Below are 15,072 nucleotides of genomic sequence, written 5' to 3' on the forward strand. Positions count from 1 at the left end.
ATGGTCAATCCTTGGGCGGGAGAGGCGGTGCTGGTGCTGGATGGCACGGAGCACCGCTGCAAGCTGACGCTGGGTGCGTTGGCGGAATTGGAGGAGGCGCTGGAGACCAGCACCTTGATGGAGCTGGTTGAGCGCTTTGAGGCGGGGCGGTTCAGCACGCGCGACGTGCTGGCGCTGCTGGTGGCCGGGTTGCGGGGCGGTGGCTGGAATGGCAGCGCCGCCGACCTGCGCACCGTTGAGATCGGCGGGGGGCCGGTGGAGGCCGCCCGTGTTGCCGCTGAGTTGCTGGCGCGGGCCTTCGCCTTGCCCAAGGGGGCCTGAGTGGATTGGGCAGGCCTGCTGCGACGGGGCCTGCAGGAGCTGCGGCTGAAGCCTGCCGAGTTTTGGGCGCTGACCCCGGTGGAACTGATGGTGATGCTGGGGCTGGAGCAGGCGGCCCCGCCGCTCACACGGTCGCGGCTGGCCGAACTGGCCGCCGCTTTCCCTGACCAACCGAAGGAATGATCTGATGGCAGATTTCGATGGGGCCGAGGCCCTTGAGGCGCAGGTGGATGCGCTGGAAGGCGCCTTTGTGGGCGCCGCACAGATGGCTGCGGCCTTTGATGGCGAGCTTATGCGGATGCAGTCGAGCCTTACGGTGACACAGGCAAATGTTGGCCAGCTCTCAAGCCAGATCGGGCGCGGGCTGCGCAAAGCGTTTGACGGGCTGATCTTTGACGGGATGCGGCTTTCGGAGGCGCTGCGCACGGTTGCCGAAGCGATGATCAACGCGACCTACAACGCCGCGATGAAGCCGATCACCAACCACTTTGGCAGCCTGATCGGGCAGGGGGTGGAGAGCTTCATCACCGGTGGGATGGCCTTTGAAAAGGGGGGCAGCTTTTCGCAGGGGCGAGTGCAGCCCTTTGCGCGGGGTGGGGTGGTTTCATCGCCTACCTACTTCCCGATGCGAAACGGGCGCGGGCTGATGGGCGAGGCGGGGCCTGAGGCGATCATGCCGCTGGCGCGGGGCGCGGATGGCTCGCTTGGGGTGAAGACCCAGGGCGGGGGGCGGCCTGTCAACGTGGTGATGAACATTTCGACGCCGGATGTGAGGGGGTTTGAGCGCAGCCGTGCGCAGGTTGCGGCGCAGATGACGCGGGCCTTGGCGCAGGGGCAGCGCAACCGCTGAGGCTTGCAGAGCAGCAATTGGAAGGATGGAGCAGATGGGTTTTCATGAGGTGCGGTTTCCGGCGAGCCTGAGTTTTGGCTCGGTCGGCGGGCCGGAACGGCGGACAGAGATCGTGACGCTGGCGAACGGGTTCGAGGAGCGCAATACGCCCTGGGCACACTCGCGGCGCAGGTATGATGCCGGGCTGGGCATGCGCTCAATGGATGATGTGGAAACCTTGCTGGCGTTCTTCGAGGCGCGGCGCGGCCAGCTTTATGGGTTTCGCTGGAAGGATTGGTCGGACTTCAAGACCGGTGCCGCCAGCGCAACGCCGGGCTGGCAGGACGAGGTGATTGGGACTGGGGATGGGGTGACCCGGAGCTTTCAGCTTTCGAAAACCTATGCCTCGGGTGGGGCCTCTTATACCCGGCCGATCCGCAAGCCGGTTTCTGGCTCGGTCACGGCGGGGATCGAAGGAACCTACTACCGGGAGGGGCTTCATTTTGAGGTCGATACGGCGACCGGGATGATCACTTTCGAGGATGCGCCCTCTATCGGGTTTACGGTGACGGCAGGGTTTGAGTTTGACGTGCCGGTGCGGTTTGACACCGACCGGATTCAGACCAGCGTGGCCAGCTTCAAGGCCGGCGACGTGCCGACGGTGCCGGTGGTGGAGTTGCGGCTATGAGCGGGGCGGAGGCGCTGCATGCGCATCTTGGCGGGGGAATTACATCGGTTTGCCGCTGCTGGTCGGTCACGCGGGCTGATGGCGCGGTGCTCGGGTTTACAGATCATGACGAGAGCGTTGCGTTTGATGAGATCTCCTTTCGGGCCAACAGCGGGCTGACGGCGAAGGCGCTGGTGCAGGGCACGGGGCTTGCGGTGGACAACACCGAAGCGCTGGGGGCTCTGATGAGCGAGGCGATCACCGAGGAAGACCTTTTGGCCGGTCACTATGACGGGGCCGAGGTGCGCGCCTGGTTGGTGAATTGGGGTGATCCCTCTGCCCGGATGATGCTGTTTCGGGGGACGATTGGCGAGGTGTCGCGGGCCAATGGTGCCTTTGAGGCGGAGCTGCGCGGCCTGACCGAGGCGCTGAACCAACCGCAGGGCCGGGTGTTTCAGCCGCAGTGCAGTGCTGTGCTGGGTGACGGGATGTGCCGCTTTGACCTTTCTGCACCCGGCTATCGCGCCGATCTGGCGGTTGAGGCGGTGGAAGACGGCAGGGTGTTTCGCTTTGCCGGGCTCGATGACTATGAGCCACGTTGGTTTGAGCGCGGAAGCCTGCGTGTTGTAAGCGGCGCGGCGGAGGGGCTTGTCGGGATCGTCAAGAATGACAGGCTTTCCAACGATGGGCGCGTGGTTGAGCTGTGGGAGCAACTGCCTGCGCAGATCGAGGCCGGAGACATGATCCGGCTTGAGGCTGGCTGCGACAAGCGAGCGGAGACCTGCAGGCTCAAGTTTGACAACTTCCTGAATTTTCGCGGCTTCCCATACATCCCCGGCGAGGACTGGCTGATGAGCTACCCGAAACGCGGTGGTGTGAACGAAGGCGGGAGCAAGTTCCGGACCCTTCTGTCGGAGGCATTTGATGGCCTGCAAGATGAATGAGCCGGGGGGCGTTATGCCTGCGCAGGCCGTGCGGGTCGCGCGCAGCTGGATTGGCACACCGTACCGCCACCAGGCGTCGTGCAAAGGGGCTGGCTGCGACTGCCTTGGGCTTTTGCGGGGCGTCTGGCGGGAGCTTTGGGGGCATGAGCCCGAACAGGTGCCCGCCTACAGCCGCGATTGGTCGGAGCCGACGCGCGAGGAAGCGCTTTGGGCCGCAGCGCGGCGGCATCTGCGTGAGAAAGCTCTAACCGAGGCGTCGCCCGGGGACGTGATCTTGTTTCGGATGCGCGATGGCGCCGTGGCCAAGCATTTGGGGCTGCAGGCGCGGGTTGGCGAGAGCGCCTCGTTCATTCACGCCTATTCCGGGCATGGCGTGGTGGAAAGCTCGTTTACCCGGCCGTGGATGCGGCGGGTGGTAGCACGATTTGAATTTCCCGAAGGGGGTGGCTGATGGCGACGATTATACTTTCGGCAGCGGGCGCTGCGCTTGGCTCGTCGCTTGGTGGCACATTTCTTGGCCTGTCGGGCGCGGTGATTGGCCGTGCGATTGGAGCAACGCTCGGGCGGGTGATCGACCAGCGCTTGATGGGGCAGGGCAGCCAGGTTGTGGAAACCGGCAAGGTTGAGCGGTTTCGGGTGACGGGCGCCAGTGAAGGTGCGCCGATCGGGCAGATCTACGGGCGGATGCGCGTGGGTGGGCAGGTGATTTGGGCGACCCAGTTCAAGGAGACCGTTCGTGAGGAAGACACTGGCGGCAAGGGGGCCCCGTCGGGCCCAACCGTGCGCAGTTACTCCTATTCGATCAGCCTGGCCGTTGCGCTTTGTGAAGGAGAGATCAGCCGGGTTGGACGGATTTGGGCCGATGGGGTGGAGCTTGCGCCGGATGATCTGAACATGCGGGTTTATACCGGGAGCGAAGGTCAGCTGCCGGACCCGAAGATGGAGGCCGTTGAGGGAGAGGGCCGTGTGCCTGCATATCGCGGGGTGGCTTACGTGGTGCTTGAGGATCTTGAACTGGGAGATTTTGGAAACCGCGTTCCGCAACTCTCATTTGAGGTTGTTCGCCCGGTGAGCGAGGAGGCCGATACGCCGGAAGCCCGAAGCCTGAGCCGCGTGGTCAAGGCCGTGGCGTTTGTGCCCGGCACCGGCGAATACGCCTTGGCGACAACACCTGTGCACTATGATTTCGGGCTTGGGGAGAGCCAATCGGCCAACGTCAACTCGCCAACCGGCAGGACGGACTTCTCGGTGTCGCTCGACACTTTGAACGAAGAACTGCCGGCCTGTGGCTCGGTTTCACTGGTGGTCAGTTGGTTTGGCGATGACCTGCGCTGTGGTGCCTGCCAGATCAAGCCGAAGGTTGAGCAGGCGAACCATGACGGTAAGCCGATGGCGTGGAAGGTCAGTGGGGTGAGCCGGGCGAGTGCCGAGTTGACGCCGCAAACGGAAGAGCGCCGACCGATTTATGGCGGCACCCCGGCGGATAAGGCGGTGGCCCAGGCGATTGCTGCATTGAAGGCATCTGGGCAGGAGGTTGTCTTTTATCCCTTCATCCTGATGGATCAGCTGGAAGGCAACGGCCTTGCAGACCCGTGGAGCGATGCAAGCGATCAGCCAAAGCTGCCATGGCGTGGGCGGATCACCCAATCCATCGCAGCGGGGCGCGACGGTTCGCCAGATGGCACCGCGAGCGCGGATGCTGAGGTTGCCGCGTTCTTCGGAACGGCCTCGGCTTCAGATTTCAGCGTGGCCGGAATGGCGGTGAGCTACACAGGACCGGCTGAATGGTCTTTCCGGCGGTTCATTTTGCACTATGCGCATCTTTGCGTTGCTGCGGGCGGCGTTGACGCCTTTTGCCTCGGTTCGGAGATGCGCGGGTTGACCCAGATCCGCGGGGCCAGCGGCTTTCCGGCGGTGGCTCAGATGCAGGCTTTGGCGGCTGAACTGCGCAGCATTCTGGGGCCGTCCTGCAAGATTGGCTATGCGGCTGATTGGAGCGAGTATTTTGGCTACCATCCGCAGGATGGGTCGGGAGATGTGTTCTTTCATCTCGATCCGCTCTGGGCTGATCCCAATGTCGATTTCATCGGTATCGACAATTACATGCCGCTCTCTGATTGGCGCGACGGTGATGAACACGCCGATGCGGCGGCGGGCGCGATTTATAACCTCGATTACCTGAAGGCCAATGTGGCAGGCGGGGAGGGGTATGACTGGTACTACGCCCATGATGCGGCACGCGACGCTCAGATCCGCACGCCGATTGTGGATCAGGCCCATGGTGAGGATTGGGTGTTTCGCTACAAGGATTTGAAGAGCTGGTGGCAGAACGAACATTTTGAGCGTGTTGGCGGGGTGCGACAGGCGCAGCCAACGGCATGGATGCCGCAGAGCAAGCCGATCTGGTTTACCGAGCTGGGTTGCGCTGCACTCGACAAGGGCAGCAATCAACCAAACAAGTTTCTGGATGCGAAGAGCTCTGAGAGCGGGCTGCCGCACTACTCGGATGGCACGCGCGATGACCTTATTCAGGCACAATACCTGAGGGCAATGTCGGCGCATTTTGATGACCCGGCAAACAACCCGGTGTCGGCAGAGTATGGCGGGGCGATGGTGGACATGAGCCGGGCGCATGTTTGGGCTTGGGATGCGCGACCTTTTCCCTATTTCCCGGCGGCGTTGGACCTTTGGAGCGATGGTGAAAACTACGCCCGAGGGCATTGGCTGAACGGGCGCGCGACGAGTGAGGCGCTTTCGGCGGTGGTTGCCGAAATCTGCCTGCGCTCGGGCGTCTCACTGGTTGCTCTCGATCTGGGCAAACTCTATGGCTTGGTGCGGGGCTTCACGGTGACCGATCTTGCCGGCGCGCGCTCCGCATTGCAGCCCTTGATGCTGGCCTTCGGCTTCGACGCGGTGGAGCGAGACGGCGTTTTGCGCTTTGCGAGCCGAACGGGCGTGCCGGTGGGCGGCATCAGCCGGGAGACGCTGGCGGTGACAGAAGATCTTGACGCCGACATCACGCTGGTGCGCGCGCCCTCGGCGGAGACGGCAGGCAAGGTGAGGCTCAACTATGTTGAGAGCAATGGCGATTATGAGGTGCGGGCGGCGGAGGCGATCTTTCCGGATGAGGCGACCTTTGCCGTTGCGCAGTCGGAGCTGCCGCTGGCGCTGACGCAGGCCGAGGCGCAGAGCATTGTGGAGCGCTGGCTTTCGGAGAGCAGAATTGCACGGGACACCGCGCGCTTTGCTTTGCCGCCCTCCCGTTTGAAAATCGGGGCAGGTGACGTGATCACGCTGCCGACGGAGGACCGTGCGGCCCACTACCGCGTTGACCGGGTGGAGCAGGCGGGCAGCCAGATTATTGATGCGGTGCGGGTTGAGGCCAACGTTTACAAGCCCAGCGATGCGGTTGAAAGCCCTGCCACGCTCGTGCCCTTCGTGCCTCCCTTGCCGGTTTATCCGCTGTTTCTCGACCTGCCGTTGCTGACCGGCGAGGAGGTGGAACATGCGCCGCATGTTGCTGCGACGGCGCGACCGTGGCCGGGAAGCGTGGCGGTTTATGGTTCCGCCACGGGCGATGACTATGAGCTTAACCGGCTGCTCACGGCCCGCGCGACGATTGGCGTAACAGAGACGCCCTTGGTTGCCGGGCGACCGGGGCAGTGGGAATGGGGTGAACCTTTGCGCGTGCGCCTCAGCGCGGGCGCGCTCTCCTCCGCGACCGAAGGCCAGGTTCTTGCAGGCCGCAATGCGGTGGCGATTGGAGATGGAACGCCGGGCAACTGGGAGGTGTTCCAGTTTGTTACGGCGGACCTCGTCTCAAGCCGGACGTATGAGCTGAAGCAACGCTTGCGGGGGCAGCTTGGCACGGATGGGCTGATGCCAGAGGTTTGGCCCGTTGGGAGCGAGGTGGTGCTGCTGGACAGCAGCCTTGTGCAGATCGACCTCGCCAGTTCCTCGCGGCGACTTTCTCGGCATTACCGGATTGGCCCGGCCGGGCGGCCCTATACGGATGCGTCATTTGTAGAACGACAAGAGGCATTCGATGGCAATGGGCTCCGGCCATATGCCCCTGTCCACCTCAAGGGCCGCCGGGATGAGAGCGGACATTTGCAGGTGAGCTGGATCCGGCGCACGCGGATGGACGGCGACAGTTGGGATGTGCCGGAGGTACCGCTCGGGGAAGCCAGCGAGGCCTATGTGCTGCGCGTCGTGCAGGCCGAAGCGGTGGTGCGGGAAGTGACGTTGGACGCGGTGGGTTGGACCTACACCGCCTCGCAGCAGGTCAGTGACAGCGTGACCGGCGCCTTCGAGATTCACGTGGCCCAGATCTCGGAACGGTATGGGCCGGGGCTTTTTGGAAAGGTAGAAATCAATGGATGAGACCACGCAGCTCAAGTTGCCGCTCTTGCAGGCCAGTCAGGCGCAAAAACATGTGACAGTGAACGCCGCGCTCATGCGGCTGGATGGGTTAGCGCAACTTCGGCTTCAGTCCGCCACAACCACAACGCCGCCGGGTGTTGTGGAGGATGGGGAATGCTGGTTTGTGCCGAGCGGCTCTGTCAACGCATGGGCAGGGCAGAGCGGGCAGATTGCCATTGGTGATAACGGTGGCTGGGCTTTTGTCGATCCGCAAGTCGGGTGGCGGGCCTGGATCATCGACACAGCAACCGACGCGCTTTGGGGCGGCACGGCGTGGCAGCCGCCGCTGATGGCCGCGAGCCCTCACGGCGCTGCGTCCAAGATGCAGATACTGGAGTTTGACCACAGCATCACAGCGGGGCCCTCCGACACGACGGCTGCGCAGGTGCCTGCAAATTCGATGGTATTTGCAGTCTCCGCGCGAGTTATTACCGAAATAACCGGGACGCTGACGGCTTGGACATTTGGCATCAACGGATCTGAAAGCCAGTTTGGCTCCGGGCTTGGGCTTGGGCAAGGGTCCTATTGCACGGGGCTGCTTGGATCGCCGACCACTTGGTATTCGGCGTCGCCGCTTAAGCTCAGCGCGGTGGGTGGTGACTTTGCAGGCGGGGCAATCCGCGTGGCAGCGCATTATTACACGATAGATCTGCCGAGCCTCTGATGCGCCCTCTACAACACTGTGACATCTGCGAGGTTGCCCGTGTGCTTTTGCCACTTGAGGCGGAGCAGCGGGCACCGGCGCTGGACCGGTTTATTGCTCTCGCGGATGCAGCGGATCGGTTTCGGCTGGCAACGGGGCGAGTGCATAAACATTGGGGCGACGGTACTCTTGGTGCCGCTGTTGGTCGGCAGCCGCGCGCTCCGGCGCGGAGCTTTGAGGATGTCGATTATGCGCAGTGTTGGGCGATGGTGCTGGATGGGGTCGTGCGGTTTCGGACAGGGCAGGGGGTGATGCCCTGAGCCTCAGCCACGGGCGCAGGTGATGCAGAGGGCGGCTGCGGGGTCATGCTCTAGGCGGGCAGAGGCGATCTCTTCTCCACAATCCACACAATAGCCAAACTCCCCCTCCTCCATCCGGGCGAGCGCGGCATTGATCCGCTGTTTCTCCGCACTCCGCATCCGGCTTGCGGCCTGAGCCATTGCCTGTGATTGCAAGGCATCCATACGGCTCAGCCGACCAACCGACTGTTGATCCAGTTCCACGATTTTCCTGCCTTCCTGGCCGAGCACCTCCCCGTCGGACAGTTCCTGCAGCCGCGCTTGCAGGCGCCTTCTGAAGGCTTGTTGCCTTGGGTCATCCATCACGATTGGTTTTCCTCCCCATTATTCTTTGCAATTGGCCCCGTGGCCCTATTTGCGTTAGAACGCTAGCAGCACGCGCAAGGACATGACCATGGCCCAGACGAAGAGCAAGCTCAGTGAGGTGGATCCCGTATGGGACCGGATCATCCGAGAGGGTGAGGAAGCGATCAGCTTGGAACCCCTCCTTGGAGGGCTGATGCACTCCTGTGTTCTGCACCATAAGTCGATGGAGCAGGCGCTCGCGTTTCGGGTTTCGATGAAGCTCGCATCGGGCGAAATGTCTGAGCAGCTTCTGCGTGAGATCGCCGACGAAGCCTATGCTGCGGATGTAACGATCGGGCAGGCGGCAAGGGCTGATCTTGTGGCTGTTTTTGAGCGTGATCCAGCGTGCCACCGCTTTTTGCAGCCGCTGATGTATTTCAAGGGCTACCAAGCTATCCAAGCCTACCGGATTGGCCACTGGCTCTGGAAGCAGGGCCGGCAGGACATGGCGTATTTTTTCCAGATGCGCATTTCGGAGACCTTCGGGGTCGACATTCACCCAGCCTGCCGCGTCGGCAAGGGCATCTTCCTCGACCATGCACATTCCATCGTCTTTGGCGAAACCGCTGTAGTGGGGGACAACGTGTCGATCCTCCACTCCGTGACGCTCGGAGGCACCGGGAAGGAAGACGAGGACCGGCACCCGAAAATCGGCGATGGCGTGCTCATCGGAGCGGGCGCCAAAGTGCTCGGTAATATCACGGTCGGCTGCTGCTCGCGCATTGCTGCTGGCTCGGTGGTGTTGCATGACGTGCCGCCAGAAAGCACCGTAGCCGGTGTGCCTGCCAAGATCGTCGGCAAGGCAGGCTGTTCACAGCCTTCGGTTTCGATGAACCAGCTTTTGGGCGGTGCTGATTAACGCAAATTCCCGAAAAGCAAAGAAAAAGGGCCGCTGTTGAGCGGCCCTTTTCGTGTTCTGTGGTGACGCTCAGGCGAGCATGACCATTGGATTTTCGAGGTTCTCGGTGAGCGCCTTGAGGAACTCTGCACCGAGCGCCCCGTCAATCACCCGGTGGTCGACCGAGAGCGTAACGCTCATAACCGTGGCCACGGTCAGCTCGCCATCCATCCCGACGACCGGCTTTTTCACCCCAGCGCCCACAGCGAGGATCGCACCGTGTGGCGGGTTGATGACGGCATCGAAGTTGTCAATCCCGAACATACCGAGGTTGGAAATTGCGAAGGTGCCGCCCTGGTATTCATGCGGCGCGAGCTTGCGATCACGTGCACGACCGGCAAGGTCTTTCATCTCGGCAGAAAGTGCGGAGAGGCTCTTGGTGTCGGCATCCTTAAGCACAGGCGTAAACAGCCCGCCTTCGATTGCCACGGCCACGGCCACGTCCGACGGCTTGAGCTTCAGCACTCGGTCTCCGGCCCAAACGGCATTGCAGTCGGGCACGGATTGCAGGGCGAGGGCACAGGCCTTGATGATGAAGTCGTTCACCGAAAGCTTTACGCCACGGCCTTCAAGCTGCTTGTTCAGCTGGCTGCGGAACTTGAGGAGCGCATCAAGCTGAATGTCACGCCGCAGGTAGAAGTGCGGGATCGTCTGCTTGGCCTCGGTGAGACGGGCAGCAATGGTCTTGCGCATCCCGTCGAGCTTGACCTCTTCGTACTCGCGGCCCTCGTACATCTTGATGACGGCCTCGGTGGAGGGGCCAGCGGGTGCTGCCGCAGCAGCTGCCGGGGTGGCGGCCTTGCTTTCCTCCTTGGCGGGGGCGGCACCGGGCTTGGCGCTTTCTACATCGGCCTTCACGATCCGTCCCTTGGGGCCGGACCCCTTGATGGCAGTCAGGTCGATGCCCTTTTCCTTTGCAATCCGGCGCGCCAGCGGTGATGCGAAGACACGCTCGCCATCTTTCTCGGGGGCTGCCGGGGCCTTTACGTCAGACTCTTCTGCTGCGCCGGACGACTTGGCGGCGGGCTCGCCCGAACGTTCCTGGCCCTCGGGTTTGGCCGAAGATTCCTCTTTCGGCGCGGAGCTGCCGGATGAGGCATCCCCAATGTCATCGGCACTTTCACCGTCTTCGAGCATCACCGCGATGGGCGTATTCACCGCCACACCTTCGGTGCCTTCCTCGATCAGGATCTTGCCGATCACACCTTCATCGACGGCCTCAAACTCCATCGTCGCCTTATCGGTCTCGATTTCTGCCAGCAGGTCGCCGGAAGAGACGGTATCGCCTTCTTTCACCAGCCATTTCGCAAGCGTGCCTTGCTCCATGGTTGGCGAGAGGGCGGGCATCAAAACTTCGGTGGGCATGGCTCAGGCCTCCCTCTCAAGCTGGATCATGTTGTAAGGCGCATCGGGCGATTTGCCGGAGGTCAGCGCCGTCATGGCTTCGGTCAAGTCGTGGCTCATCGCGGCGGCCCATTCCTCTGCCTGTGCGGTAGAGTAATCGGCGTTGATTTCGCGGGCGAGCAGGGCATTGGGCACCAGCGCGCGGGCTGGGCCAAGCCCGATCCGCAGCCCATCGGGGCCGGTTCCGAGTATGTCGATCTGGCTCATCACTCCCCCTTAGCGATAGGTCACTTTTTTCACCGCCTCAATCACCTCATCGGTGGTGACGAGCGCGAGCTTTTCGAGGTTGGCGGCGTAGGGCATGGGCACATCCTTGCCGGTGCAGTTGATGACCGGGGCGTCGAGATAATCAAACGCCTCTTGCATCAGAACGGCCGAGATGTGGTTGCCGATCGAACAGACCGGGAAGCCCTCTTCTATGGTCACGCAGCGGTTGGTTTTCATCACCGATTTGATCACCGTGGCGGTATCCATCGGGCGCAGGGTGCGCAAATCGACGACCTCGGCAGAAATCCCATCTTCGGCAAGCTTTTCAGCGGCTTCGAGCGCATACTGCATCCCTATACCAAAGCTGACCAAGGTCACATCCGTGCCCTCCCGCCAGATTTTTGCCTTGCCGAAGGGGATGGTAAAATCATCCAGCTTGGGCACGTCGAAGGACCGGCCATAGAGGATTTCATTTTCAAGGAAGACCACCGGGTTGGGGTCTCGGATCGCGGTCTTCATCAGGCCCTTCGCGTCAGCGGCGGAGTAGGGCATGACGACTTTGAGACCGGGCACCTGAGCGTACCATGCGGCATAGTCGTGGCTGTGCTGAGCGCCAACACGGGCTGCAGCGCCGTTGGGGCCGCGGAACACCATGGGCGCCCCCATCTGACCGCCAGACATGTACAGCGTTTTTGCGGCGGAGTTGATGATCTGGTCGATCGCCTGCATGGCGAAGTTGAAGGTCATGAACTCGACGATGGGGCGAAGGCCCCCGAACGCTGCACCAACGGCGATACCGGCGAAGCCGTGCTCGGTGATTGGGGTGTCGATCACCCGCTTGTCGCCGAACTCGTCGAGCAGACCTTGGGAAACCTTGTAAGCGCCCTGATATTCGGCGACTTCTTCGCCCATCAGATAGACGTTTTCGTCGCGGCGCATCTCTTCGGCCATAGCGTCGCGCAGTGCTTCGCGAACCGTCGTTTGCACCATCTCGGTGCCTTCGGGCCAATCGGGAGACGTGTCTACCTTCAACTCGGTCGGCGCTTCGGCCTGCGGTTTGGCAGCAGCCGGGGCGGCGGTTTCTTCCTTTTCTTCAGCGGGTTCGCTGGAGCCAGAAGAGACGCTTTCGGCGGCTGAGGCGTCTTCGCCTTCCTCAAGGATCACCGCGATGGGGGTATTCACCTTCACCCCTTCGGTGCCCTCGGAAACGAGGATCTTGCCGATGGTACCTTCATCCACGGCCTCGAATTCCATCGTGGCCTTGTCGGTTTCGATCTCGGCGAGGATGTCGCCCGAATTTACGGTGTCACCCTCTTTCACCAGCCATTTGGCCAGCGTGCCTTCCTCCATTGTCGGAGACAGGGCGGGCATGAGCAGTTCTGTTGCCATTGTTCGACCTCCTCCTCAGGCGTCTTCTTCTTGCGGCGCGACGTCCGCGTAAATGTCTGTCCAAAGCTCTTCGAGCGCGGGCTCCGGGCTTTCCTTGGCGAAGTCGGCTGAAGCGTTGACGATCTCTTTCGTCTCCTTGTCGATCGCCTTCAGATCATCCTCGGAGGCGTGCTTGCCTTCGAGCAGCATGGCGCGGACCCTTTCGATGGGGTCACGCTCCTCACGCATCTTCTGAACCTCTTCGCGGGTGCGATACTTGGCCGGGTCCGACATGGAGTGGCCACGGTAACGGTATGTTTTGACTTCCAGAATGTAGGGGCCTTCGCCTGAGCGGCAGTGCTCCACGGCTTTTTCACCGGCGGCCTTAACGGCCAGCACGTCCATGCCATCGACGATCTCGCCGGGGATACCGAAGGGCACGCCGCGGGTGTGGATGTCTTCGGTGGAGGTGGAGCGGGCCTGCGAGGTGCCCATTGCATATTGGTTGTTCTCGATGACGAAAACCACCGGCAGCTTCCAGAGCGCGGCCATGTTAAAGGTCTCGTAGACCTGGCCCTGGTTGGCAGCACCGTCACCGAAGTAGGTGAAGGTTACGCGCTTGTTATCCTTGTATTTGTCGGCAAAGGCGAGGCCAGCGCCGAGGGGCACCTGAGCGCCGACGATGCCGTGGCCGCCGTAGAAATGCTTCTCTTTCGAGAACATGTGCATCGAGCCGCCCTTGCCCTTGGAGTAGCCGCCTTCGCGGCCCGTGAGCTCGGCCATGACGCCTTTCGGGTCCATCCCGCAGGCCAGCATGTGGCCGTGGTCACGATAGGAGGTGATGCGTTTGTCGCCTTCTTCCGCAGCGGCTTCCAGCCCGACAACAACGGCCTCTTGGCCGATGTAGAGGTGACAGAAGCCGCCGATCAGGCCCATGCCGTAGAGCTGGCCAGCCTTCTCCTCAAAACGACGAATGAGCAGCATGTCCTTGTAGTAGGCCAGCAGCTCTTCTTTCGACGTGTTGGATTTTGCGGGTGATTTCCTGGTGGTCTTCCGAGCCGCCATTGCAGCTTCTCCTCCCCGAGTCAGAAAAGTAGTTTAACGTTGAACCATGTCTTATCATCGCCCATCCAGGGATGCACATGAAAATTTTACGCCGCGGTGAGCTGCAGCATTCCGCTTGTGTTGACAAGAGGTTAACGCCGCGGGCGCTTAAAATGAAAGTGTCGATTGTCGCGCAGGGGAATGCTGCGGCGCAGAGAGAGGCTTAGCGGATAACGATCTCGTCGGCGCGGATCAGGCCGAGCACATCGCGCGCTTGCTGATCGAGCAGGTCTAGGTCGAGGTAGGTGTCAGACATGCGGTGCGTCTTGTTGCGCAGCACCGCCACCTCCGACATCAGGCGCTCGCGCTCGGCCTTCAACTCACGCGCTTCGGCCTCAATCTCGACCCGGCGAAACAGGCCATAGTCGCCCTGAACCGCCGCGAAGGTGAAATAGAGCCCAAGCGACAGGGTGACGGCGAAATAGATCACCACACCGAATGCCGGCCGTCTGCGGGAAAATGCCATACCGTCGTGCCTCGTCTTCGCGGGCCTCTTTGCGGGCCTCGTCGCACCAGATTTGCACGAAAGCGCGGGCAAGTGAATCCCTTAATCACCCAACCTGATGAAAATACCACCTTTCCTGTGGCAATTTCGTTAACACGTCGGCCCGGAGCGGATCATCCGGGCCACGGGAACGGGATTTATCCCGCGACGGAGGCCGCGTGGATCGAGCTGATGGCTTCGCTGATGGTGCTGTTGAACTCGCCATCAGATTGGCTGTCTGAAAGCCCCTCGGTGAGCGCCCGGGAGAAACTGGCCACCATGCCGGTGTTTTGCGCGAGCTTGGCATTGGCCTCCTCGCGCGTGTAGCCACCCGAGAGCGCCACAACCTTCAGCACGCGCGGATGATCCACCAGCGGTTTGTAGATGTTCGCCTGCTCTGGCAGCGTGAGTTTGAGCATCACATCTGAGGTTTCTGGCAGTGCGTCGAGCCGCTTGGAGATTTCGGCGAGGAGGATTGCCTCGGCCTCGGCCTTATCGGGGGCCTTGATGTTTATCTCCGGCTCGAGAATTGGCACCAGCCCATGCTCCACCACCTGTGCGCCAAGCTCGAACTGCTGAGCGACATTCGCGGCGATGCCTTCGGCATTGGCGGCGTGGATCACCGAGCGTTCCTTGGTGCCGAAAATGCCTTTCTCAGCGGCGCGGTTGAGCAAGTCGGACAGGCCGGGAATGGGCTTCATCAGCTGCACGCCATTGGCCTCATCTTCGAGGCCCTTGTCGATTTTCAGAAAAGGAACAACGCCGCGATCCTCCCACAGGAACTGGGCGGAGGGCTTGCCCCCAATGTCCCGATCCATCGTTTTTTCGAAGAGGATCGCGCCGATCACCTTGTCACCTGTGAAGGCCGGGGCGGTGGCGATGCGCGAGCGCATGTCGTGGATCAGGTCAAACATTTCTTCATCGGAGCCATAGCGGCTTTCATCCACACCATAGAGCTTGAGCGCCTTGGGGGTGGAGCCGCCCGATTGATCGAGTGCGGCAATAAAGCCCTGACCTGCGGCGATCTTTTGTTTTTGCTCGGCGTTCGGCATGGGTCGTCCCTCGTAATTGACGTTT

16 protein-coding genes are annotated in these 15,072 nt (G+C 61.9%); 9 read left to right on the forward strand and 7 right to left on the reverse strand.

Annotation, left to right across the window (positions count from 1 at the left end; all coding sequences use genetic code 11):
* Genes FHY55_RS11200 through FHY55_RS11235 form a run of 8 tightly spaced genes read left to right on the forward strand, consistent with a single transcriptional unit; the run spans nucleotide 1 to nucleotide 7,847 of the window.
* Nucleotides 1–321 (forward strand): gene transfer agent family protein, encoded by a 321-nt coding sequence (locus FHY55_RS11200; RefSeq protein ID WP_140014274.1) that lies wholly within the window; start codon nucleotides 1–3, stop codon nucleotides 319–321.
* Nucleotides 322–504, forward strand: a complete 183-nt coding sequence (locus FHY55_RS11205) for a phage tail assembly chaperone (RefSeq protein ID WP_140014275.1) — start codon at nucleotides 322–324, stop codon at nucleotides 502–504.
* Between the two features lie 4 nt (nucleotides 505–508).
* Complete coding sequence (locus FHY55_RS11210; RefSeq protein ID WP_140014276.1) at nucleotides 509–1,171, forward strand: phage tail tape measure protein; 663 nt, start codon at nucleotides 509–511, stop codon at nucleotides 1,169–1,171.
* A gap of 34 nt (nucleotides 1,172–1,205) precedes the next feature.
* On the forward strand, nucleotides 1,206–1,838 hold the full coding sequence (locus FHY55_RS11215) for a DUF2460 domain-containing protein (RefSeq protein ID WP_140014277.1): 633 nt from the start codon (nucleotides 1,206–1,208) through the stop codon (nucleotides 1,836–1,838).
* Nucleotides 1,835–2,761, forward strand: a complete 927-nt coding sequence (locus FHY55_RS11220; RefSeq protein ID WP_140014278.1) for a DUF2163 domain-containing protein — start codon at nucleotides 1,835–1,837, stop codon at nucleotides 2,759–2,761. Before FHY55_RS11215 ends, FHY55_RS11220 begins: the two co-directional genes overlap by 4 nt.
* A complete protein-coding gene (locus tag FHY55_RS11225; RefSeq protein WP_140016087.1) occupies nucleotides 2,754–3,212 on the forward strand; it encodes an NlpC/P60 family protein in 459 nt (152 codons plus the stop codon). The genes FHY55_RS11220 and FHY55_RS11225 overlap by 8 nt, the downstream gene beginning before the upstream one ends.
* Entirely contained in the window at nucleotides 3,212–7,144 is a 3,933-nt protein-coding gene (locus FHY55_RS11230) for a glycoside hydrolase/phage tail family protein (protein WP_140014279.1), read from the forward strand. Before FHY55_RS11225 ends, FHY55_RS11230 begins: the two co-directional genes overlap by 1 nt.
* Nucleotides 7,137–7,847 (forward strand): DUF2793 domain-containing protein, encoded by a 711-nt coding sequence (locus tag FHY55_RS11235; protein ID WP_140014280.1) that lies wholly within the window; start codon nucleotides 7,137–7,139, stop codon nucleotides 7,845–7,847. The genes FHY55_RS11230 and FHY55_RS11235 overlap by 8 nt, the downstream gene beginning before the upstream one ends.
* A gap of 302 nt (nucleotides 7,848–8,149) precedes the next feature.
* On the opposite strand, the gene FHY55_RS11240 is transcribed toward FHY55_RS11235, so the two are convergent.
* Complete coding sequence (locus FHY55_RS11240) at nucleotides 8,150–8,488, reverse strand: TraR/DksA family transcriptional regulator (protein ID WP_140016088.1); 339 nt, start codon at nucleotides 8,486–8,488, stop codon at nucleotides 8,150–8,152.
* Between the two features lie 91 nt (nucleotides 8,489–8,579).
* Here FHY55_RS11240 and cysE point away from each other — a divergent pair, with 91 nt between their 5' ends.
* A complete protein-coding gene (gene cysE, locus FHY55_RS11245) occupies nucleotides 8,580–9,389 on the forward strand; it encodes a serine O-acetyltransferase (protein WP_140014281.1) in 810 nt (269 codons plus the stop codon).
* A 69-nt stretch (nucleotides 9,390–9,458) separates the two neighbouring features.
* Here the strand turns inward: cysE and FHY55_RS11250 are convergent, their stop codons facing one another.
* The 6 genes from FHY55_RS11250 to FHY55_RS11275 form a co-directional block, all read right to left on the reverse strand.
* Nucleotides 9,459–10,793: a pyruvate dehydrogenase complex dihydrolipoamide acetyltransferase gene (locus FHY55_RS11250; RefSeq protein ID WP_140014282.1), complete on the reverse strand. Its 1,335-nt coding sequence runs from the start codon at nucleotides 10,791–10,793 to the stop codon at nucleotides 9,459–9,461.
* 3 nt (nucleotides 10,794–10,796) lie between these two features.
* Complete coding sequence (locus FHY55_RS11255; RefSeq protein ID WP_140014283.1) at nucleotides 10,797–11,039, reverse strand: hypothetical protein; 243 nt, start codon at nucleotides 11,037–11,039, stop codon at nucleotides 10,797–10,799.
* A 9-nt stretch (nucleotides 11,040–11,048) separates the two neighbouring features.
* Entirely contained in the window at nucleotides 11,049–12,428 is a 1,380-nt protein-coding gene (locus FHY55_RS11260) for a pyruvate dehydrogenase complex E1 component subunit beta (RefSeq protein WP_140014284.1), read from the reverse strand.
* 15 nt (nucleotides 12,429–12,443) lie between these two features.
* Nucleotides 12,444–13,472, reverse strand: coding sequence for a pyruvate dehydrogenase (acetyl-transferring) E1 component subunit alpha (gene pdhA / locus FHY55_RS11265; RefSeq protein ID WP_140014285.1), 1,029 nt, complete (start codon nucleotides 13,470–13,472; stop codon nucleotides 12,444–12,446).
* A 202-nt stretch (nucleotides 13,473–13,674) separates the two neighbouring features.
* Complete coding sequence (locus tag FHY55_RS11270; RefSeq protein ID WP_140014286.1) at nucleotides 13,675–13,977, reverse strand: septum formation initiator family protein; 303 nt, start codon at nucleotides 13,975–13,977, stop codon at nucleotides 13,675–13,677.
* Between the two features lie 176 nt (nucleotides 13,978–14,153).
* Nucleotides 14,154–15,047 (reverse strand): fructose bisphosphate aldolase, encoded by an 894-nt coding sequence (locus FHY55_RS11275; RefSeq protein ID WP_140014287.1) that lies wholly within the window; start codon nucleotides 15,045–15,047, stop codon nucleotides 14,154–14,156.
* Nucleotides 15,048–15,072 lie beyond the last annotated feature (25 nt).

It is taken from the genome of Oceanicola sp. D3, assembly GCF_006351965.1.
GTDB lineage: Bacteria > Pseudomonadota > Alphaproteobacteria > Rhodobacterales > Rhodobacteraceae > Vannielia.

Coding starts and splice junctions, on each gene's coding strand:
- FHY55_RS11200 (WP_140014274.1), top strand. CDS start 1: ATGGTCAATCCTTGGGCGGGAGAGGCGGTGCTGGTGCTGGATGGCACG.
- FHY55_RS11210 (WP_140014276.1), top strand. CDS start 509: ATGGCAGATTTCGATGGGGCCGAGGCCCTTGAGGCGCAGGTGGATGCG.
- FHY55_RS11215 (WP_140014277.1), top strand. CDS start 1,206: ATGGGTTTTCATGAGGTGCGGTTTCCGGCGAGCCTGAGTTTTGGCTCG.
- FHY55_RS11220 (WP_140014278.1), top strand. CDS start 1,835: ATGAGCGGGGCGGAGGCGCTGCATGCGCATCTTGGCGGGGGAATTACA.
- FHY55_RS11225 (WP_140016087.1), top strand. CDS start 2,754: ATGAATGAGCCGGGGGGCGTTATGCCTGCGCAGGCCGTGCGGGTCGCG.
- FHY55_RS11230 (WP_140014279.1), top strand. CDS start 3,212: ATGGCGACGATTATACTTTCGGCAGCGGGCGCTGCGCTTGGCTCGTCG.
- FHY55_RS11235 (WP_140014280.1), top strand. CDS start 7,137: ATGGATGAGACCACGCAGCTCAAGTTGCCGCTCTTGCAGGCCAGTCAG.
- FHY55_RS11240 (WP_140016088.1), bottom strand. CDS start 8,488: ATGGATGACCCAAGGCAACAAGCCTTCAGAAGGCGCCTGCAAGCGCGG.
- cysE (WP_140014281.1), top strand. CDS start 8,580: ATGGCCCAGACGAAGAGCAAGCTCAGTGAGGTGGATCCCGTATGGGAC.
- FHY55_RS11250 (WP_140014282.1), bottom strand. CDS start 10,793: ATGCCCACCGAAGTTTTGATGCCCGCCCTCTCGCCAACCATGGAGCAA.
- FHY55_RS11255 (WP_140014283.1), bottom strand. CDS start 11,039: ATGAGCCAGATCGACATACTCGGAACCGGCCCCGATGGGCTGCGGATC.
- FHY55_RS11260 (WP_140014284.1), bottom strand. CDS start 12,428: ATGGCAACAGAACTGCTCATGCCCGCCCTGTCTCCGACAATGGAGGAA.
- pdhA (WP_140014285.1), bottom strand. CDS start 13,472: ATGGCGGCTCGGAAGACCACCAGGAAATCACCCGCAAAATCCAACACG.
- FHY55_RS11270 (WP_140014286.1), bottom strand. CDS start 13,977: ATGGCATTTTCCCGCAGACGGCCGGCATTCGGTGTGGTGATCTATTTC.
- FHY55_RS11275 (WP_140014287.1), bottom strand. CDS start 15,047: ATGCCGAACGCCGAGCAAAAACAAAAGATCGCCGCAGGTCAGGGCTTT.